Origin of the sequence: Marinilabilia salmonicolor, from assembly GCF_003003035.1 — a bacterium.
GTDB lineage: Bacteria > Bacteroidota > Bacteroidia > Bacteroidales > Marinilabiliaceae > Marinilabilia > Marinilabilia salmonicolor_A.
Map to the genome: position 1 here is coordinate 117,125 of NZ_PVTS01000001.1, position 19,521 is coordinate 136,645.

The 19,521-nt window shown below is 44.0% G+C and carries 18 protein-coding genes; 14 read left to right on the top strand and 4 right to left on the bottom strand.

Going from position 1 to position 19,521, the window contains the following annotated elements:
- The first annotated feature begins 3 nt into the window (after positions 1–3).
- From BY457_RS00445 to carA, 14 genes are all read left to right on the top strand, one after another.
- A complete protein-coding gene (locus BY457_RS00445) occupies positions 4–705 on the top strand; it encodes a GNAT family N-acetyltransferase (RefSeq protein ID WP_106151374.1) in 702 nt (233 codons plus the stop codon).
- Positions 706–724: 19 nt separating this feature from the next.
- Positions 725–1,933 carry an argininosuccinate synthase gene (locus BY457_RS00450; RefSeq protein WP_106151375.1) on the top strand — a complete coding sequence of 403 codons (1,209 nt, stop codon included), beginning with the start codon at positions 725–727 and terminating at the stop codon, positions 1,931–1,933.
- Positions 1,934–1,974: 41 nt separating this feature from the next.
- Positions 1,975–2,940, top strand: a complete 966-nt coding sequence (gene argC, locus BY457_RS00455) for an N-acetyl-gamma-glutamyl-phosphate reductase (RefSeq protein ID WP_106151376.1) — start codon at positions 1,975–1,977, stop codon at positions 2,938–2,940.
- Between the two features lie 170 nt (positions 2,941–3,110).
- Positions 3,111–4,238: an aspartate aminotransferase family protein gene (locus BY457_RS00460; RefSeq protein ID WP_106151377.1), complete on the top strand. Its 1,128-nt coding sequence runs from the start codon at positions 3,111–3,113 to the stop codon at positions 4,236–4,238.
- Between the two features lie 11 nt (positions 4,239–4,249).
- Complete coding sequence (locus tag BY457_RS00465) at positions 4,250–4,846, top strand: NUMOD4 domain-containing protein (protein WP_106151378.1); 597 nt, start codon at positions 4,250–4,252, stop codon at positions 4,844–4,846.
- 12 nt (positions 4,847–4,858) lie between these two features.
- Positions 4,859–5,665 (top strand): pyrroline-5-carboxylate reductase, encoded by an 807-nt coding sequence (gene proC / locus BY457_RS00470; RefSeq protein ID WP_106151379.1) that lies wholly within the window; start codon positions 4,859–4,861, stop codon positions 5,663–5,665.
- Positions 5,662–6,765: a glutamate 5-kinase gene (gene proB / locus BY457_RS00475; RefSeq protein WP_106151380.1), complete on the top strand. Its 1,104-nt coding sequence runs from the start codon at positions 5,662–5,664 to the stop codon at positions 6,763–6,765. The genes proC and proB overlap by 4 nt, the downstream gene beginning before the upstream one ends.
- Positions 6,766–6,793: 28 nt before the next feature.
- Complete coding sequence (locus BY457_RS00480) at positions 6,794–8,041, top strand: glutamate-5-semialdehyde dehydrogenase (RefSeq protein WP_106151381.1); 1,248 nt, start codon at positions 6,794–6,796, stop codon at positions 8,039–8,041.
- Positions 8,042–8,142: 101 nt separating this feature from the next.
- Positions 8,143–9,090, top strand: a complete 948-nt coding sequence (locus tag BY457_RS00485; protein ID WP_106151382.1) for an N-acetylornithine carbamoyltransferase — start codon at positions 8,143–8,145, stop codon at positions 9,088–9,090.
- A gap of 422 nt (positions 9,091–9,512) precedes the next feature.
- Positions 9,513–10,289, top strand: coding sequence for an acetylglutamate kinase (argB, locus tag BY457_RS00490; protein WP_106151383.1), 777 nt, complete (start codon positions 9,513–9,515; stop codon positions 10,287–10,289).
- A gap of 85 nt (positions 10,290–10,374) precedes the next feature.
- Positions 10,375–11,445 carry a M20 family metallo-hydrolase gene (locus BY457_RS00495; protein WP_106151384.1) on the top strand — a complete coding sequence of 357 codons (1,071 nt, stop codon included), beginning with the start codon at positions 10,375–10,377 and terminating at the stop codon, positions 11,443–11,445.
- A gap of 331 nt (positions 11,446–11,776) precedes the next feature.
- Entirely contained in the window at positions 11,777–13,111 is a 1,335-nt protein-coding gene (argH, locus tag BY457_RS00505) for an argininosuccinate lyase (protein ID WP_106151386.1), read from the top strand.
- Positions 13,112–13,131: 20 nt separating this feature from the next.
- Positions 13,132–14,475, top strand: a complete 1,344-nt coding sequence (locus tag BY457_RS00510; RefSeq protein ID WP_106151387.1) for a citrate synthase — start codon at positions 13,132–13,134, stop codon at positions 14,473–14,475.
- A 241-nt stretch (positions 14,476–14,716) separates the two neighbouring features.
- Positions 14,717–15,805, top strand: coding sequence for a glutamine-hydrolyzing carbamoyl-phosphate synthase small subunit (carA, locus tag BY457_RS00515; RefSeq protein WP_106151388.1), 1,089 nt, complete (start codon positions 14,717–14,719; stop codon positions 15,803–15,805).
- 75 nt (positions 15,806–15,880) lie between these two features.
- Here the strand turns inward: carA and BY457_RS18935 are convergent, their stop codons facing one another.
- The 4 genes from BY457_RS18935 to BY457_RS00530 are packed head-to-tail and all read right to left on the bottom strand — an operon-like array spanning position 15,881 to position 19,048.
- Positions 15,881–16,024, bottom strand: coding sequence for a hypothetical protein (locus BY457_RS18935; RefSeq protein ID WP_181256286.1), 144 nt, complete (start codon positions 16,022–16,024; stop codon positions 15,881–15,883).
- Between the two features lie 36 nt (positions 16,025–16,060).
- Entirely contained in the window at positions 16,061–17,194 is a 1,134-nt protein-coding gene (cydB, locus tag BY457_RS00520) for a cytochrome d ubiquinol oxidase subunit II (RefSeq protein WP_106151389.1), read from the bottom strand.
- Positions 17,187–18,800 carry a cytochrome ubiquinol oxidase subunit I gene (locus BY457_RS00525; RefSeq protein ID WP_106151390.1) on the bottom strand — a complete coding sequence of 538 codons (1,614 nt, stop codon included), beginning with the start codon at positions 18,798–18,800 and terminating at the stop codon, positions 17,187–17,189. Before BY457_RS00525 ends, cydB begins: the two co-directional genes overlap by 8 nt.
- Positions 18,801–18,835: 35 nt before the next feature.
- Positions 18,836–19,048, bottom strand: coding sequence for a DUF4492 domain-containing protein (locus BY457_RS00530; protein WP_106151391.1), 213 nt, complete (start codon positions 19,046–19,048; stop codon positions 18,836–18,838).
- Positions 19,049–19,521: the final 473 nt, after the last annotated feature.

The following is a 19,521-nucleotide window of genomic DNA, read 5'->3' on the forward strand; positions in this document are numbered from 1 at the left end:
TTGATGGCACAAAAGGGAAATAATATCAATATACAGATTGCTTCAGAGGAGCATCTGGCTTATGTGGATACAATTCTTCAGACAATTGCTGATGCAGCAAAGGTCAGAGGAACAGGTATTGCCAAAAGAAATCCGGACTATATAAAGAATAAAATTGTAGAGGGTAAGGCGATCATCGCCCTGAGCGGAGATGAATTTGCCGGCTTCTGCTACATCGAATCCTGGGGCCATGATAAGTTTGTGGCCAACTCGGGGTTGATTGTTGTTGATGAATTCAGAGGGCAGGGGCTGGCTAAAAATATTAAAAGGAAAGCCTTTGAACTTTCCAGAAAGCGTTATCCAACTGCGAAGATTTTTGGTTTGACAACGGGCCTGGCTGTGATGAAAATAAATTCCGAGCTGGGATATAAACCGGTAACTTTCTCCGAGCTAACAGATGATAATGAGTTCTGGAAAGGATGCCAGAGTTGTGTAAATTACGACATTCTGCTTCGTACCAATCGCAAACACTGCCTTTGTACCGGTATGTTGTTTGACCCTGCCCGTGATGCAAAACCGGATCCCATTCCCCCGCGAAAGCTTGGGGTTTACGAAAGATGGTTGAGGTTTAAGAAATTTGTCTTCCTTGGAGGCAACCGTAAAAAGAGTAATAAAGATGGGAAGAACAATGTGTTGAAAAGCTTTTTTTCAGCATTGTTTGCCTGAAACAATATAATCGACAGACATGAGTAAAAAAGTAGTACTTGCCTTTAGTGGTGGCCTGGACACCTCTTTTTGTGTGAAATACCTGAAAGAAGAAAAGGGGCTGGAAGTTTATTCGGCAATAGGAAACACCGGCGGATTCTCTGATGAAGAACTCCGCGGAATTGAAGATGGCGCCCGGGAACTGGGTGTGGAAGACCATGTGAATCTTGATGTTACAGATTTGTATTATCGAAACTGCATCAGGTATATGGTGTATGGCAATGTGCTGAAGAACAATACATATCCGCTTTCGGTTTCCTCCGAGCGTATTTTCCAGGCGATGGCGATTGTCGATTATGCCCGGAAAATTGGTGCTCAATACATTGCTCATGGTAGTACGGGCGCGGGAAATGATCAGATCCGTTTCGACCTGACTTTTCAGATTCTTGCCCCGGAAATTGAGATCCTTACTCCCACCAGGGATTTGACGCTGTCAAGGGAAGATGAGATTGAGTATCTCAAAAAACGCGGGGTTAAAAAAGACTGGACCAAAATGACTTATTCTATCAATAAAGGTCTTTGGGGAACCAGTGTTGGTGGTAAAGAAACGCTGACTACCGATCAAAACCTGCCGGAAGAAGCCTATCCGAGTCAACTGCAAAAAGAGAAACCCGAGGAGATGGTTTTGACCTTTGAAAAGGGAGAACTGACCGCTGTAAATGGTGAGAAATATGCCAATCCTGTGGAGGCAATCCGAAAAGTGGAAGCCCTGGGGAATGCTTTTGCCATTGGTCGTGACACCCATGTGGGCGATACCATAATTGGAATCAAAGGGCGTGTCGGATTCGAAGCTGCAGGTCCGCTGATGATTATTAAGGCGCATCACCTGCTTGAGAAGCATACGCTGACTAAGTGGCAGCTTTACTGGAAAGAGCAACTGGGCAACTGGTACGGAATGTTGTTGCATGAGGCACAGTATCTTGAGCCTGTCATGAGAGATATCGAGACTTTTCTGGAGCATTCTCAGGCCAATGTGTCAGGAGAAGTTATTCTGAAGTTACATCCTTATCGGTTCGAACTGGTGGGAATCCGCTCGAAACATGATCTGATGAACAGCGGATTCGGTGATTATGGTGAAATGAATAAGGAGTGGAATGCCGATGATGTGAAAGGGTTTACCAAACTTATGGGTAATTACCTGAAGATATTCAATAAGGTAAACGGTTTTGATGTGGAAACCGGAGTGTGATCTGAAATTTCTGAGATTGATTTATTGAGAAATTATTGAACATGATAAAAGTTGGAATAGTTGGAGGAGCCGGATATACTGCAGGGGAACTGGTGCGTATTTTATTGGGACATCCTGGTGCTGAGATTGAGTGGATTCATAGTACCAGCAATTCAGGGAAGTCTCTGAGTGATGTGCACTCCGATCTGTTGGGAGATACCGATCTTATTTTCTCGGATAAGATGGATTTTGAAACAGTGGAGGTGATTTTTCTTTGCATGGGGCACGGAAAATCGGTGACTTTCATGCAGGAACATCACCTGCCTCCTCATCTGAAGGTTATTGACCTGAGTAATGATTTCCGATTGAATCGTGCAGAGAATGATTTTGTATATGGTTTGCCTGAAGTGAACCGCGAAAAGATTAAGTCCTGTCAGTTTCTGGCCAACCCCGGCTGCTTTGCTACCTCTATACAGATGGCTCTGTTGCCACTTGCAGGTGCTCACTTGCTGGACGAAATACATGTGCATGCAATTACCGGATCCACGGGTGCTGGGCAGGCTCCTTCAGGGACCACCCATTTTAGCTGGCGAAACGGAAATGTTTCGGTCTATAAAGCTTTTGGTCATCAGCATCTGAACGAAATGAACGAAACCATGCGTGAAATGATGCCCGGTTTTGACAAGCCTTTCAATTTCGTTCCTGTAAGAGGGAATTTTTCCCGCGGCATTCTGGCATCTGTTTACCTCGAATCTGAATTGAACGAGGAGCAGGCTGTGGATATTTACAAAGATTTTTACAACGACCATCCTTTTGTGACCATTTCGGCAAATCCGGTGGATATCAAACAGGTGGTTAATACCAATAAGTGTTTGTTACATGTGAAAAAACATGGTAGCAAGCTTCATATAGTGAGTGTCATAGACAATCTGACCAAGGGAGCTTCCGGTCAGGCTGTTCAGAATATGAATTTAATGTTTGGTTTGGACGAATCGGAGGGACTACGACTGAAGCCAGTGGCTTTTTGAGATAGTAAAGGGTTGTTTTTTACGGTTTAAATTTAGGTGTTCATTTTTTTCAATCCCACACCCAAAGATTCGTTTGTCGCTGCATTCAGGTGAATGCAGCGACATTTCCGAACCATCTTTTCTGTTTTTGAAATATTGCCCCCGAATAGGGACTATAGGAGATATTTTTTATGGAACTTTTCGATGTTTACCCGCTGATGGATGTGACTCCGATATCAGGAAAGGGATGTTATGTGACCGATGAACGGGGTACAGAGTATTTGGATTTGTACGGTGGACATGCTGTTATATCCATCGGGCATTCGCATCCACACTATGTAAAGCGCATCAGTGATCAGCTGGAGAAGATTGGGTTTTATTCCAATTCTGTCATCAACCCCCTTCAGCAGGAGTTTGCGCGTAAACTTGGAGAGCTTTCCGGCTTGAACGATTACAACCTTTTTCTGTGTAACAGCGGAGCAGAAGCTAATGAAAATGCTTTGAAACTGGCCTCTTTTACCACCGGAAAGAAGAGGGTTATTGCTTTTGACAAGGCTTTTCATGGTCGTACCTCTGCAGCTGTGAGTGTGACCGATAATGTGAGAATTCAGGCCAATATTAATAAGGGAATGGATGTCTCTTTTTTGCCTTTGAATGAGGCAGGACTGGTGGAGGAAGAGCTGAAGTCCGGAGATGTGTGTGCTGTAATTATCGAAGGAATTCAGGGGATTGGAGGCGTCCAGATACCGAAAGATTCGTTCCTTAAAGAACTGGAGCTACTGTGCAAAAAGTACGATTGTAAACTTATTTTAGATGAGATTCAATCGGGTTATGGGCGAAGTGGAATGTTTTTCGCCTTCCAATATGCAGATATTAAACCGGATATAATAACAACAGCCAAAGGAATGGCCAATGGATTCCCCATTGGTGGTGTTTTGATTAACCCTGACATTGAAGCCAGACATGGAATGCTTGGTGCCACGTTTGGAGGAAATTATCTCGCCTGTGCGGCAGGACTTGCCGTGCTTGAGGTGATGGAATCTGAGGCGTTGATCAGAAATGCTGCTGAAACAGGAGAGTTTCTGTTGTCAGAGCTTGGTGAAATGGATGGTATTAAAGAGGTTCGGGGACGCGGTCTGATGATCGGCCTTGAGTTTGACTCCGAAGTTGCCGGTTTGAGGAAAAAACTTGTGAAAGAAGAGCATATCTTCACAGGGGTTTCTTCAACCAATATCATCCGATTGCTACCTCCACTGTCTTTGACGGTGGAACAGGCAACTGTTTTTACCAAGGCTTTGGGCCGCCTGTTGGCACCCTAAACCCTTATGTTATGATTGACTCTTATTGGAACGAAGAATGGAAAGAGATTCCTTTTGAAAAAGGAGCATTGAGGAAGCGCTATGCCGTATCTAATTACGGACGTGTCATCAGTTATACTGCCAATGATCAAAACGATGCTACCATTGTAAAAGGGGGCTTGCTTAAAGGATACCGAACACTGCCTCTCAGGCCTTTCGGCAGATCCACAACTTTTTATGTGCATAAGCTGGTTGCGGAACAGTTTATCCACAAGGATTCGGATGATCAGACTTTTGTGATTCACCTGGACTACAATAAATGTAATAACTTTGTGGAAAACTTGTGCTGGGCCAATAAAAAGGATATGTTTGATCATCAACAGGGCAATCCGTCGGTTTTGGAAGGACGAAAGAAGATGAAAGCCCGGAAACCATGCGAAGGGGCCAAACTTACCGATACCCAGGTGATGTTGCTAAAAAAACGCATTTCTGATCCCCGACGAAAGACCAGACTTAAGATTATAGCCCGTCAATTTGGGATCAGCGAAATACAATTACACCGAATCAAACGCGGCGAAAACTGGTCGCACGTACATGTGCAGTCAAAGCCGGTGGTTGGAGAAAAATAAAAAAAACTTCGAATGATTAATAAAATTGCGATTATAGGGGGTGGTAACCTGGGAGCCGCTATTGCCAAGGGTTTGGTGAAGTCAGGTAAGCCTTTTAAAGGGGAGGTGATCGTTACCCGAAGACGGGTACATCTGATCAAATCTCTCGAACAGGAAGGTATATCAGTGGGACAGGATAACCTGAAAGCAGTGGAGAATGCCGACGTGGTTATTCTTGCCGTTAAGCCTTACCAGCTGGAGGATATTATTTCTGAGATTCAACCGGCCCTTTCGGATGAGGCCCTGTTGATTTCTCTTGCTGCAGGAGTGGATTCACAAAGAATTTCAGAAATGGCTTCCGGAAGAAAATCCATTTTCAGGGTAATGCCCAATACTGCCATCTCCATCGGAGAATCTATGACCTGTGTCTCCTCTTATGAGGCTACCGAAGAGCAGGATGCTGTAATTCGTGAGTTATTTGAGCCGACCGGAACCGTTCAGTTCATTCCGGAAGAACTGATGGCTTCTGCCACAGTGTTGGCCGCTTGCGGAATTGCTTTTGCGCTCAGGTTTATTCGTGCCGCTACTCAGGGAGGAGTTGAAATCGGATTTGGTTCCGATCTGGCTCTTAAAATTGCGTCCCAGACGGTAAAAGGGGCTGCAGAGTTGATCATTCGCGGGGAGGCACATCCTGAAGCGGAGATAGATAAGGTGACTACTCCCAGGGGGATTACCATTTCAGGGTTGAATGAGATGGAACACCAGGGTTTTAGTTCCGCACTCATCAAAGGACTGATTACTTCATTTGAGAAAATTGAAAACGGAAGTAAAAAGAGGTGACAAAAAAAGATTTGTATTATAAATCGATTACTATAAAAGTCGGGTCTAACGTGCTTACACGCCCCGATGGAAATCTTGACCTGGAGAGGATTGAGCATCTTACCGCGCAAATATCGGAGCTTCATAAGCTGGGAATTCGCGTAATCCTGGTCTCCAGTGGTGCTGTGGCCGCCGGCCGGAGTATTGTGGCTAATAAAAATGCTAAAGATCCTGTGTCTGAGCGACAGCTGTTGTCATCGGTGGGGCAGGTAAAACTGGTAAACATCTATTCGCAGTTGTTTGGCAACCGTGGACTTACCTGCTCGCAGGTGCTGGTGACCAAACAGGATTTTAGCACCAGGGAGCATTATCTGAATATGAAGAATTGTCTTTCGGTGTTGCTCGAGAACAAGATTGTGCCGATAATAAATGAAAATGATGCGGTATCGGTAACTGCGCTTATGTTTACCGATAATGATGAATTGGCCGGGATGGTGGCCTCCATGATGGGGACCGAAGCTCTTTTTATTCTCAGCAATGTGGATGGTATTTTTACCGGGATGCCCGGAGAACCTGGTGCTGAATTGGTGCCGCTGATTAAAGAGGGGGAAGATGATTTGGAGAAATACATCTCCACCACCAAAAGTAATTTTGGGCGTGGGGGGATGCTAACCAAATGCCGGGTGGCACAAAAAACTGCCGACTCCGGCGTTGCAGTTCACATTGCCAATGGAACCTGCGATAACATAATTCTTGATCTGGCTCAAAATCCCGTGGAGGTGAAACATACCCGTTTTGAACCGGACAGTCCCAAACCTGCCATAAAAAAATGGATGGCTTATGCTGATGGTTTTGCAAAAGCGGAGGTAAAGGTCAATGAAGGAGCAAGAGACGCTCTTACCGGAGCTAAAGCCAGGAGCTTATTGCTTGCCGGGGTGATCTCATTTTCGGGTGACTTTAAAAAGGGAGATCTTTTGAGAATACGTGACCACAATGGTGGCGTCATCGGTATCGGAAGAGCTCAATATGAAAAAAATGTTGCTGAGCGCCATCTTGAGGATCGCAGATATAAGCCATTGGTGCATTATGATTATCTGTTTATTTATCCTGAGGTGCATTAGTGCTGAGGAGAAGAGAAAATGACTTGTTATGACAAACCTTGATCAATTTAAGAAAGCTAAAGGGGCTGCAGGTGTAATGGTTCGCCTGAGTGACGATCTCATAAGTAAGGTCTTGTTGGATCTGGCTGATAGCATGGTGGCAAAAACAGCCCTTTTGCTCAGCGCCAATAAAAAAGATCTGGAGCGAATGAAAGAGTCTGATCCTCGTTATGACAGACTTCAATTGACTGCTGAAAGAATTGAAGGTATTGCATCGGATATGCGTGATGTTGCCGGAATGAAAACCCCGCTTGGAGATGTTCTGGATGAGCGGGAGATGCCATCCGGTTTGAAACTGAAAAAAGTGACTGTTCCCATCGGGGTGGTCGGGGTAATTTATGAGGCTCGTCCCAATGTTACTTTCGATGTCTTTTCGTTGTGTTTTAAATCGGGGAATGTCTCCGTGCTGAAAGGCGGACAAGATGCCTGGCATTCCAATCTGGCCGCTGTGGGAATTATCCGTGAGTGTTTGGCTTCACACTCTGTATCCTCTGATGTTATCCAGTTGTTGCCTCCCGACAGGGAAGCGGCACAGGATCTTATGCACGCCGATGGTTATGTGGATATGCTGATTCCACGAGGTTCTCAGGGATTGATTAATTCTGTTCGCAATGAATCGAAAATACCCGTAATTGAAACAGGTGCCGGGATTGTGCACACTTATGTGGATGCTTCCGCAGACCTGGAGAAATCAAAAAAGGTAGTTTTTAATGCCAAGACCAGGAGGCCCAGCGTTTGTAATGCTCTTGACTGTTTGGTGCTGCATTCCGATCGTCTGGCAGACCTGCCCGGCATTGTGGCTGCTCTGGCTATGAAGAATGTTGCTATTGAAGCTGATGAACGGGCTTATGAGGCCCTTGAGTCTCACTATCCCGGGAATCTCCTCCGGAAGGCTGATGACGATTCTTTTGGCACCGAATTTCTTGGGCTTAGGATGTCTGTTAAAGTGGTTGATGATATTGACCAGGCTTTAAAGCATATTTCTTATTACAGTTCCAAGCATAGTGAAGCAATAATGGCTGAAGATGAGCAGGTAATTGCCCGCTTTTTTAATGAGGTGGACGCTGCAGCGGTGTATGCCAATACCTCCACAGCATTTACCGATGGGGCTCAATTCGGATTAGGTGCCGAAATCGGAATCAGTACCCAGAAACTTCATGCGCGCGGACCTATGGGACTAAGGGAACTTACAAGTTACAAATGGCTGATTGAGAGTGATGGCGTAGTTCGCCCTTGAGGCACTCAGATTTAATTCCACAACCCGAAACTCGGAACGGAACCCAGAACCCCAAACCCCAAACCCAACAACTCTTAAACAGCTACTTACACAATAAAAATATGAGAAGATTTCTTACACCGTCGGACATCGGCGATTTGAACCAGGCTTTGAAAGAGGCAGCAGAAGTAAAAAAGAATCCTTATGCACATCAGCATTTGGGAAAAAATAAAACAGCAGTGCTGATCTTTTTTAATTCAAGTCTTCGCACCCGTTTGAGTACTCAAAAAGCAGCTACCAATTTAGGTATGAATGTTATTGTTTTGGATATCAATAAAGATGGATGGCAGCTGGAGACAGAGACAGGGGTGATTATGGACGGCGATAAACCTGAGCATATCCGGGAGGCTGTTCCGGTGATTGGTCAATATTGCGATATTATTGGAGTAAGGTCTTTTGCCCGGTTCGAGAATAAAGAGGAAGACTACAGTGAAAAGATTCTTAATCAGTTTATTGAGCTCTCCGGTCGTCCCGTTATCAGTATGGAGTCGGCTACGCGTCATCCGCTTCAGGCATTTGCAGATCTGGTGACTATTGAGGAGCATCGTTCAGACAAGCGCCCAAAGGTAGTGCTTACCTGGGCTCCGCATCCTAAAGCGTTACCTCAGGCGGTTCCCAATTCTTTTGTGGAGTGGATGAAAGTGGCTGATGTGGACCTGACTGTTACTCATCCGAAAGGCTACGAGCTGGCACCTGAGTTCATGGAAGGTGTTCATGTGGAATACGACCAGAAAAAAGCTTTTGAAGGTGCCGATTTTATTTATGCAAAAAGCTGGGCAAGCTTTTCGGAGTATGGCAAAGTGCTCTCCACCGATCGCTCCTGGACAGTGAATGAAGAAAAAATGGCACTGACCAACAATGCGAAGTTTATGCACTGTCTTCCGGTGCGCCGGAATATGGTGGTTACCGATGGTGTGATTGAAAGTCCCGATTCCATTGTTATTCAGGAAGCCGCCAATCGTGTGGTCTCTGCTCAGACTGTTTTGAAGCGTATGCTTGAATCATTGTAATTAGTGTTTGTCTATAAAGTCCAACTTCTGCGTTGTTGCTCAAAATATAGATCCTCATCCCGATTGTGCTTTTTGTTGTTTTTTTGTTCAAAAAACCTTACAAAAGCTACTTCGGGACTGTGGTTTATATTTTTCACACGCCTTGAATTTGAACTTTCTATCTTAAACACGTGAAAAACGCTTAGTTTATGGACAGACTAATTAGTGCTTACCCGAAAAGTCCAATTTCTGTGATAATTAGGGTGTGTAATACCATTGTTTAAAATCTATTGCACACCTTGAATTTCTGAAAATAGTTATTTAAGAAAGTAAACTCCTTGATTTTCAAATAGGACAAGCCTTGAATTTGAACTTTTCGAATCTGGCACTCAGGAAAAACCTGGTTTTCTTGATGGCATTAATTGTAAAAAAAATAAGGAATTATGGATCAAAAACTTACTATAGTTAAAGTCGGAGGGAAAGTTCTGGAGAGTCCGGAGACGCTTCACGATTTTTTGGAAGATTTCTCTGCCCTGCCCGGACCAAAAGTTTTGGTGCATGGAGGAGGCCGCTCTGCCACTACCATGGCCAAACGCCTCGGCATAGAAACTAAAATGGTGGAAGGCCGGCGTATAACTGATGAGGATATGTTGGAGGTGGTAACCATGGTCTATGGAGGCCTGGTGAATAAAACGGTAGTGGCAGGACTGCAGGCTATGGATATCAATGCGATGGGGATTACTGGTGCTGACCTGAATCTTATTAAAGCCCATAAACGTACCGGGTCCGATGTTGATTACGGTTTTGTGGGTGATGTGGATGAGGTAAATATCTCACCCGTTATTCCTTTGTTGAAGCAGGGGATTGTTCCTGTGATTGCTCCACTCACACACGATGGGCAGGGGACACTTTTGAATACCAATGCCGATACCATTGCTTCATCACTGGCTGTGGGGTTTTCTGAAGTAATGGAGACCCGCCTGATGTTTTGTTTTGAAAAGCCGGGTGTGCTTATCAATCCGGATGATGATACTTCTGTGATTCCCTTTCTTAACCGTGAGCTGTTTAATATGTATCGCAATGAGGGAATTATCTCTGAGGGAATGGTTCCCAAACTGGAAAATGGTTTTGCCTCACTGGGAAATGGTGTGGCAGAGGTGGTAATTACCAATACTGAAGGTTTATCCGTTCCGGGTAGCGGAACTACCCTGGGTGAATAGTTTTAGAGATTTTATTAATTGTTGTTATGGCAATGTTATCCGATTTTTTAAACCTCTGACTTCTAAAAATCTAACGATCTGTTATATGTCACAAGATCCCTTTGTTTCCGAATCCATAGAGTTGTTGAAAAAAATGGTAGCCACTCCCTCTTTAAGCAGAGAAGAGGGGGCTGTTGCCGATATTTTCGAGCAGTATCTGAAGTCGTTCGGACTCAGTCCTGAAAGAAATGGGAATAATGTCTGGGTAAAGACCGCCGGCTTCTCGGCGGAGAAACCAACCATTCTGCTTAATTCTCATTTGGATACAGTCAAACCCTCCTCTGCATGGAAGTATCCTCCTTTTGTTGCTACTGACCCGGGCGATCGCATTATCGGACTGGGAAGCAATGATGCCGGAGCCTCGGTAGTTGCTCTGCTGGCAGCTTTCAGGAAGTTGGAACAGTCGTCACAACCTTATAATCTGATTTTTTCTGCCACCGCTGAAGAGGAAGTCTCCGGGGACGGGGGAGTCGCTTCCATTCTGAAAGAATTGGGACCAATCGATCTTGGCATCGTTGGTGAGCCTACTCAAATGCAAATGGCTGTAGCTGAGAAGGGGCTGATGGTCATTGATGGTGAAGTGGCTGGTCGGAGCGGGCATGCCGCACGGGATGAGGGTTTAAATGCTATTTATGAGGCACTTCCTGTGCTGGAGTGGTTTCGAACCTATCAGTTTCCTGAACAGTCAGAGTTTTTGGGACCTGTTAAAATGACCGTTACCGGTGTTGAGTCCGGTTCGCAACACAATGTTGTTCCCGATGTTTGTAAGTTTATGGTTGATGTCAGGGTTAATGAATTCTACCGCAATGAAGAACTTTTTCAATTGATTCAGAAGAAGGTGAACTGTAGGCTGCAGGCACGTTCATTTCGGTTGAACAGTTCCTCCATTCCTGTTGATCATCCTTTTGTGATTCGTGGAGAGCAACTGGGACTTCAAAAATACGGTTCTCCTACTACTTCAGATCAGGCACGCCTGCCGTTTACCACTGTTAAAATCGGTCCCGGAGATTCTGCCAGATCGCATACTGCTGATGAGTTTATTTACAAAAAAGAGATAGCTGAAGGGGTGGATTTGTATCTCCATTTACTGGATGGATTGAATATTAATTCAATTTAAAATGAGTAAAAATAAAATGAACGTGTTGATTATTTTCCTTTTCAATACATGATTTTTAAAATATTCGCTTATTTTTGTGACGCTTTCGACTTTTTGGTTGCAAATTGGGTGAAAACTGTAAGTGTATTCCCCTTGTTCTAAAAATGAATAATATGCACTCTTGTTCCCGGTCGAAAGCATTCAAGGGGTTTTGCTAAGAGATGCTTTGACCTTGCTTATTTTTGAATAATGCAGTCCTTCTAAAAGCGGGTCTCTTCCTGCTAAAGGAATGCATGTTGTGTGGGTTTCACTTCTTATATAAAGGTTTATTTTCTTGCTAATGCTATAGTTTATGAAGCTTTGGGATAAAGGTATTGATACTGATAAAAAGATAGAGTCGTTTACCATTGGTAAAGACAGGGAACTGGATTTGTTTCTGGCTCCTTTTGATATTGCCGGGACGATGGCACATTCCATGATGTTGAAGGAGGTGGGATTGCTGAGTGAGGAGGATCTTCAGGCGTTGATCCCCGAGCTGAAGAAGATGTATAAAAATGCACAGGAAGGCGGCTTCGAGATTGAAGAGGGGATTGAAGATGTGCATTCGCAGGTTGAATTGTTGCTTACCCGTGAGCTTGGAGATACCGGAAAGAAGGTGCACAGCGGACGTTCCAGAAATGATCAGGTTTTACTTGATTTAAAGTTGTTTGCCCGTGACGGAATTATGAAAGTGACCAGGGCTGTGGAAGACCTTTTTGATGTTCTGCAAAAGCGTAGTGATGCCCATAAAGATGATCTGCTTCCGGGATATACCCATTTGCAGGTGGCTATGCCATCTTCTTTTGGTCTTTGGTTTGGGGCTTATGCCGAGAGCCTGGTGGACGATTTGCACTTTTTACAGGCTGCCTGGCGGGTTGTCAATCAAAATCCTCTTGGTGCCGCGGCAGGATATGGAAATTCTTTTCCTTTGGATCGGGGGCTTACAACTCGCTTACTGGGGTTTGATGACCTTAGTTACAACGTGGTTTACGCTCAGATGGGAAGGGGGAAAATGGAACGGTTGGTGGCCATGGCTCTGTCGTCGATCGCATCTACCCTATCGCGACTGGCCATGGATGCCTGTTTGTATATGAGTCAGAACTTCGGATTTGTAAAATTGCCGGATGCCTTTACCACTGGATCCAGTATTATGCCGCATAAAAAGAACCCTGATGTCTTTGAATTGTTGCGGGCAAGGTGCAATAAGCTTATGGATGTTCCCAATCAGATTGCCATGATAACAGGCAATTTGCCTTCAGGGTACTTCAGGGATATGCAGATTACCAAAGAGGTGTTTATTCCTGCCTTTGAGGATGTCCTCAGTTGTATTGACCTGATGACTACGGCGGTCTCCAAAATGGAGATTTCCAAAGATATAATGAAAGACGAACGTTACAAATATGCCTTTAGTGTGGAAGAGGTAAACCGCCGTGTGCTTTCGGGAATGACTTTTCGGGATGCCTACAAGCAGGTGGGGATGGAAATAGAAAAGGGTGAGTTTTTGCCTGATACCTCTGTAGTGAACCACACTCACGAGGGGAGTATTGGTAACCTGTGCAACGCGGAGATAAAGGATAAGATGAAACAGGTAGTTGCCGGTTTTCAATTTGAGCGTGTGCAGGATGCTATGAATAAATTACTTACATGATTAACCTAAAAACTTAAAATATGGCCTTTTTGAATGAATTTGCAAAAGCCTCTGTTCAGTCGTGCGAGATCGACAAGGAGTTGTATCTGAAATACAATGTGAAAAGAGGATTGAGAAATGCTGATTTCTCGGGTGTTCTTGTTGGACTTACCAATATTGGTGATGTGGTGGGGTATAACAAGGATGACAAGGGAAACATCATCCCGGCTCACGGAGAACTTTATTATCGCGGCGTTGAACTTAAGGATCTTTGCAGAGGATTTCAGGAAGATAAAAGACATGGCTTCGAAGAGGCCGCCTATCTGTTGCTGTCGGGAAAGTTGCCTGATAAAAGTCAGTTAAGAACCTTCAGCAATCAACTGGCAAGGGAGCGTGAGCTTCCCGATTTCTTCTCCAAAAACATGATTTTATCCCTGCGCGGTCGTTGCGTAATGAATATGCTGGCCCGTTCGGTGCTTGGATTATATACTGCCGACGATGAGGCAGAGAACTATTCTCCCGAGAATCTCCTGAAACAGTCCATGAGTCTGATCGCCAAATTTCCGGTTATTGTGGCTTATGCTTACTTTGGGATGAGACATTCTTATCAGCAGAAGTCTCTTATTATTCGCCACCCACAGCCTGAGCTAAGCGCTGCAGAGAACTTCCTTTACATGCTTAAGGGAAAGAAATATACCAAGCTGGAGGCCGACTTGCTGGATCTCTCTTTGGTGTTGCATGCTGAGCATGGTGGTGGTAACAATTCTTCTTTTACTACCCGTGTGGTGAGTTCTGCACAAACGGATACCTACTCTGCTATTGCCGCTGCTCTTGGCTCTCTCAAAGGTGGATTGCACGGGGGGGCCAACCTGAAAGTGATTAACATGATGGATAACATCAAACAAAATGTTAAAAACTGGGAGGATGAAAAAGAGGTAGCTGCCTATCTGGAGAAGATCCTGAACAAGAAAGCTTATGACGGAACAGGTAAAATTTATGGAATTGGTCACGCGATTTATACCCTTTCTGATCCGCGGGCCATTTTGCTTAAAGAAAAAGCTGAGGAACTTGCCATAGAAAAAAACCGTCTGAAAGAGTTTAACTTGTATGCTATGATCGAACGTCTGGCGCCGGAAGTATTCTATAATTTCAAGGGTTCCGGTTCAAAAACTGTTTGTGCCAATGTGGATTTCTATTCAGGGTTTGTTTATCAGTGTCTGGAAATTCCGGAAGAAATATATACGCCCATCTTTGCTGTGGCACGAATTGCCGGATGGTGTGCTCACCGTATTGAAGAGGTGACCTGCTCAAGTCGTCGTATTATTCGACCTGCATATAAAGCGGTTTATCCACGTCTGAAATATACATACATGAAGGATCGATAGGCGGATTGATCTATTCGGGTAACTGGTTTATATCGACAATAAAAAATGAATAAAATACACATATATTCTGTATGGATGCAATAAATATTCATAAATGTTTATTTTGCTGTGCCTTAATGCGAAATATTTGCTAATTTTGTAACCAACCAAGCCCTTGCGAAATGCATTTGCCCTGTTTATGAGGTAAATGCATTTTTTACGGAAGGAAATAAGCGTTTGACTTTTAAAGAATAAGTGAAGTATGTCTGAATTTAAACCTATCAGATTGGTTCTGGAAGACGGGACTGTTTTTAAAGGAAAATCTTTTGGATATCACAAGGCGGTTGCCGGTGAGGTGGTGTTCAATACAGCAATGACGGGGTATCCCGAAAGCCTCACAGATCCCTCTTACGAAGGACAAATACTTGTCTCAACGTATCCGCTGGTAGGTAACTACGGAGTTCCCAAAGATGACAAAGAGGATGGGATACCAAAGTTTTTCGAGTCTGACCGTATTCATGTCTCAGGGTTTGTAATTTCAGATTACTCTATCGATTTCAGCCACTGGAATGCACAAAGTAGTCTTGGAGAATGGCTGAAAAAAAATAAAGTCCCCGGAATTTTCGGAATTGACACCCGGGCGCTGACAAAAATACTGAGGGAGAAAGGAACCATGCTCGGAAAGATTGAGACCGATGAAGAGCAGATTGATTTTTATGATCCCAATAAAGACAACCTGGTTGCCAAAGTGAGCACCAAAGAGAAGGTGACTTATGGCAACGGAAAACATAAGGTGGTGTTGGTTGATACGGGTGGTAAATACAATATTATCAGGTGCCTTTTGAAACGGGATACAACCATTACTATGGTTCCATGGGATTATGATTTTAATAATGATGATTTTGACGGCATCATGCTGGCTAACGGTCCGGGAGATCCACAAATGTGCGAGGCCACCATCGGAAATATTCGTAAGGCTTTAAAAGGTAATAAACCCATTTTTGGTATTTGTCTGGGTAACCAGCTTTTGGGGACTGCAGCAGGTGGTTCTACTCATAAACTAAAATACGGTCACCGGGCGCACAATCATCCGGTTATTAAAGTAGGTACCGGAACCTGTTACATTACCAGTCAGAACCATGGGTTTGTATTGGATACTGATTCATTAAGCAGCGACTGGGAACCACTTTTTGTGAATATCAATGACGAAACCAATGAAGGAATAAGGCATAAAACAAAACCATTCTTTTCAACGCAGTTTCACCCCGAAGCATCCAGTGGTCCCACAGATACCGAATTTCTTTTTGATGATTTTGTGGATCTGATAAAGAAATCGAAAGGAGAGAAATAGAAAAAATACTTAAAGGACAAAAAGGGCTTTGCACAATTGCGCAAAGCCCTTTTTGTGTATTATGTCGATGTGATACTAACTTTCAGCAGCCTCTTCTGCTTCAGTTGTTTCTTTCCACTTTTTATCGAAGTACTTTACGGCAGATGCCGAAGCAAAATAACCAACAGCAACGGTTGCCAACCATGATAAGTACATCAAAATAGCCACAAAATAACTCATAGGTCTTTTTTTTGTTGTTTCTGCAATAACTTATTTCTAATAAAAGTGTGATTCTCCCGAGCTTAGTTCGTCTTTGCTGATTTTCTTTTTGTTGATGGCCCGCCAGGTAAACCATATGTAAGCCGCCACAAAGGGGACCATCAATGAGACATAACTCATAACTGTGAGTGTGAAATGGCTCGATGATGCCTTCATAATGGTTAACGAACTTTGCATATCGATGGTTGAAGGATAAAAAGCGGTATTGTTGAATCCTGCCACCAAAAACAGGGAGAAAACAGCCAGGAAGCTTCCGCTGCCGGTAAACCAGATTCCGGCTGAACTTTTCTTGAAAAGGCTGATGAAAACACCATAAAGAACAAGTACCACCGCTGCCAAAAACAGGATGAGCACTACCGGCATCTGAATCAGATTCAGGAAGTATTTGTTGTCCTGCATAAAGATCTCCCCTGTTTCCGGGTTGAGTGCGTAACCTTCCCTGAACATGAGCCAGATAATGAACGTGAGGAAAAATACCAGGAACGGTACTGCATTGTACCAAAGCTGTTTTCTGATTCTTTTCTCAATGTTCTCGTCCTCAATGGAATTTAGAAAATACAGCAAGCCTAAAGTACGTGCAAGGAAGAACACGGCAATGCCTAAAGTCAGGTTGTGAACATTCAGCAATAGTTCCAGTCCCCGGAAAGGTGAATGCCAGCTCATTTCATTCATATCGCTCAGTGAGAATTGTGAGCCGGTAAAGAAACTGGCTACCACTACACCCAGTAGAAATGTGCCCACCAGTCCGTTGATAAAGAGGAATGTCTCATAGGTGCGTGCTCCGAAAACATTGCCAGGACGTGAGCGGAATTCATAAGATACTGCCTGTATGATAAAGGCAAAAAGCAATACCATCCAGGCCCAGTAAGCGCCACCAAAACTGGTGCTGTAAAAGAGCGGGAAGGAGGCAAAAAAGGCACCGCCGAAAGTTACCAAGGTGGTAAAGGTAAATTCCCATTTCCTTCCAAGAGCGTTGATCAGCATGGTGCGCTCATCTTTGTCTTTTCCAACCTGATAAATCAGCGTCTGACCTCCCTGAACGAACATCAGAAAGACAAGGGCACCACCCAAAACAGAGATGATGATCCACCAGTATTGTTGTAATGCTAAGTGTGAGAGTGCTTCAAACATTATTTGGGTCCTCCTTCTTTTTGGGTCCAACTTTGATTTGCTTAATCATGATCCTGGCCTCAGCAATGAACAGTCCGATAAACACAACGGCAAAAAGGAAGAATGTGGTCATTACTGACTCCACGTCTATTTGTGTGACGGCTTTCATGGTGGGCATCAAATCCTGAATTACCCAGGGCTGGCGACCGACTTCTGCAACAATCCATCCCGATTGTTGGGCGATGTAAGCCAGTGGAATGGTCCATACAGCTGCCCAAAGCAACCATTTTTTGTTGTGCAGTTGGTTGCGCATAACCAAAAACAGGAATAAGGCAAACAATGCCATAAACAGTCCTCCCAGCATTACCATGATGTGAAATGCATAAAAGGTCATGGAAATGGGGGGAACCATGGTGAAGGCATTTTTTTCAATTTGTTCCGGGTCGGGATGGTAAAAATTACCATAACCAAAATATTGAACATTGTTTTCGATGAACTCCGGATCTCTGAATTTCGCTTTCAAGGCTGCTGCTTTTTCCCCGTTGGGATCAGTTTTCTGAGCTTCCTTAAGTGCTCTGAGGGCTTGTTGCGCCTTGTGTCCTCTGATGATTTTTTCTTTGTAGGAGAGGATCCCCTGCTCCTCGTTGCCCTGAATGAGGTCTTTTATTCCGGCCACATATCTGTCGGGGTCACCATAGGCCAGCCACGATAGCATAGAGGGAATTTCTATTTTGAAAAGAAAATCTGCTTCGCTGTCTGCATTCAGGTTTTTGTGGTCTGTTTCGTCTCCCAGGATTCCAAATGCCACCAATGGTGCATTGGTTTGCCCTTCGTAAAGCGCCTCCATGGCAGCAAACTTCATGGGCTGGGTTTTTACAATTTCCTTGGCCGAACTGTCTCCGGTGCCAATCAGTACTAAGGAGCTGATAAGTCCAAAGACCGAGGCTATTACGATACTTCTTTTTGCCAACAGGTGTTCCCGGTTCTTTATCAGATACCAGCTGCTGACGCCAATTACAAAGATGGCTGCAAAAACAAAGCCCGATGTGATGGTGTGAACAAATTTGTTGACGGCGGTTTCGGATAGAAAAACATCCCAGAAACTTGTCATTTCATTGCGGGCAGTTTCAGGATTAAAGAAAGTGCCCACCGGATTTTGCATCCAGGCATTGGCAACCAGAATCCAGACTGCACTCAGGCTGGCTCCTATGGCAGTTAGCCAGGTGGCAGTGAGATGAAAACGTTTGCTTACTTTATCCCATCCAAAAAACATCACGGCTATAAAAGTACTTTCAAGAAAGAATGCCATGATTCCTTCGATGGCCAGTGGAGCGCCGAATATGTCACCTACAAACCAGGAGTAGTTGCTCCAGTTGGTTCCGAATTCAAACTCCAGGATGATGCCTGTGGCAACACCTATGGCAAAATTGATTCCGAATAGTTTCATCCAGAATTTTGTGATGCGCTTCCATTCGGGGTCACCGGTTTTGACATACATGGTTTCCATATATGCCATGATGTAGGCAAGCCCCAGCGTCAGCGGCACAAATAGCCAGTGGAACATGGCTGTGAGTGCAAACTGGCCTCTTGACCAGTTGACCAGGGTGAAATCAATGTTTTCAAGCATTTTGTTTTGGTTTTATCGTTAAGCTGATTGTTTGATTACGGTGTGGTAATGTTTTCGATTACATGCCGGGCTCTTTCTTCGTCTGATTCAAAGTTGTTTTGTAATTGATCCGGAAAAAAGAAAAGGCGCAATACAACAAACATAATGAAGAGTTTGATTAGTATTATGGCCCATAAAGCTCTACCCCAGGGTGGCAGATTCTGAAACCCCGTGACGTAAAAATTGACTATTTTTCTGAGTTTTTCCATACTTGAAAATCCAAGATAGTGAAAAATAAAATGACTTTTTAAAATTAGTGTTTCTTATTGAGTTTTTCTATGAGTCAAAGCTGTTTTTGAATTTTCTGCGCTTCCCTTTTATCTACCTTATGACTGTTGAGTAAACAGATTTTTGATAACCAGGTTCCGGGCGAATGCAAAAATTTTTGCTAAAATAAACAAATAATTAAGAACCCGAATGCCGAAATACAGGAACCCAACAAATTTTATTTATATACGCGACTATGGACTGCAGCCAATGTTTTTGAGGGGGCTATAGTTTAAAATAACGTTTTTGCAATTAGAGATTGCGTCAGGCGTTGCCCTCGCAATGAACAAACTAAGATGCTAAATGTAAAAACTCTGGGAAAAATTATTCGCTGAGCAGGTGCGGCGGATTCCAATCATAATCTGTTCATTGCGAGAGCTCAGTCCGAAGCAATCTTTAAACATCCACACGCAAC

What these genes read in the sequence shown, in the direction of transcription:
- BY457_RS00445 (WP_106151374.1), top strand. Translation starts at nt 4, where the DNA reads ATGGCACAAAAGGGAAATAATATCAATATACAGATTGCTTCAGAGGAG.
- BY457_RS00450 (WP_106151375.1), top strand. Translation starts at nt 725, where the DNA reads ATGAGTAAAAAAGTAGTACTTGCCTTTAGTGGTGGCCTGGACACCTCT.
- argC (WP_106151376.1), top strand. Translation starts at nt 1,975, where the DNA reads ATGATAAAAGTTGGAATAGTTGGAGGAGCCGGATATACTGCAGGGGAA.
- BY457_RS00460 (WP_106151377.1), top strand. Translation starts at nt 3,111, where the DNA reads ATGGAACTTTTCGATGTTTACCCGCTGATGGATGTGACTCCGATATCA.
- BY457_RS00465 (WP_106151378.1), top strand. Translation starts at nt 4,250, where the DNA reads ATGATTGACTCTTATTGGAACGAAGAATGGAAAGAGATTCCTTTTGAA.
- proC (WP_106151379.1), top strand. Translation starts at nt 4,859, where the DNA reads ATGATTAATAAAATTGCGATTATAGGGGGTGGTAACCTGGGAGCCGCT.
- BY457_RS00480 (WP_106151381.1), top strand. Translation starts at nt 6,794, where the DNA reads ATGACAAACCTTGATCAATTTAAGAAAGCTAAAGGGGCTGCAGGTGTA.
- BY457_RS00485 (WP_106151382.1), top strand. Translation starts at nt 8,143, where the DNA reads ATGAGAAGATTTCTTACACCGTCGGACATCGGCGATTTGAACCAGGCT.
- argB (WP_106151383.1), top strand. Translation starts at nt 9,513, where the DNA reads ATGGATCAAAAACTTACTATAGTTAAAGTCGGAGGGAAAGTTCTGGAG.
- BY457_RS00495 (WP_106151384.1), top strand. Translation starts at nt 10,375, where the DNA reads ATGTCACAAGATCCCTTTGTTTCCGAATCCATAGAGTTGTTGAAAAAA.
- argH (WP_106151386.1), top strand. Translation starts at nt 11,777, where the DNA reads ATGAAGCTTTGGGATAAAGGTATTGATACTGATAAAAAGATAGAGTCG.
- BY457_RS00510 (WP_106151387.1), top strand. Translation starts at nt 13,132, where the DNA reads ATGGCCTTTTTGAATGAATTTGCAAAAGCCTCTGTTCAGTCGTGCGAG.
- carA (WP_106151388.1), top strand. Translation starts at nt 14,717, where the DNA reads ATGTCTGAATTTAAACCTATCAGATTGGTTCTGGAAGACGGGACTGTT.
- BY457_RS18935 (WP_181256286.1), bottom strand. Translation starts at nt 16,024, where the DNA reads ATGAGTTATTTTGTGGCTATTTTGATGTACTTATCATGGTTGGCAACC.
- cydB (WP_106151389.1), bottom strand. Translation starts at nt 17,194, where the DNA reads ATGTTTGAAGCACTCTCACACTTAGCATTACAACAATACTGGTGGATC.
- BY457_RS00525 (WP_106151390.1), bottom strand. Translation starts at nt 18,800, where the DNA reads ATGCTTGAAAACATTGATTTCACCCTGGTCAACTGGTCAAGAGGCCAG.
- BY457_RS00530 (WP_106151391.1), bottom strand. Translation starts at nt 19,048, where the DNA reads ATGGAAAAACTCAGAAAAATAGTCAATTTTTACGTCACGGGGTTTCAG.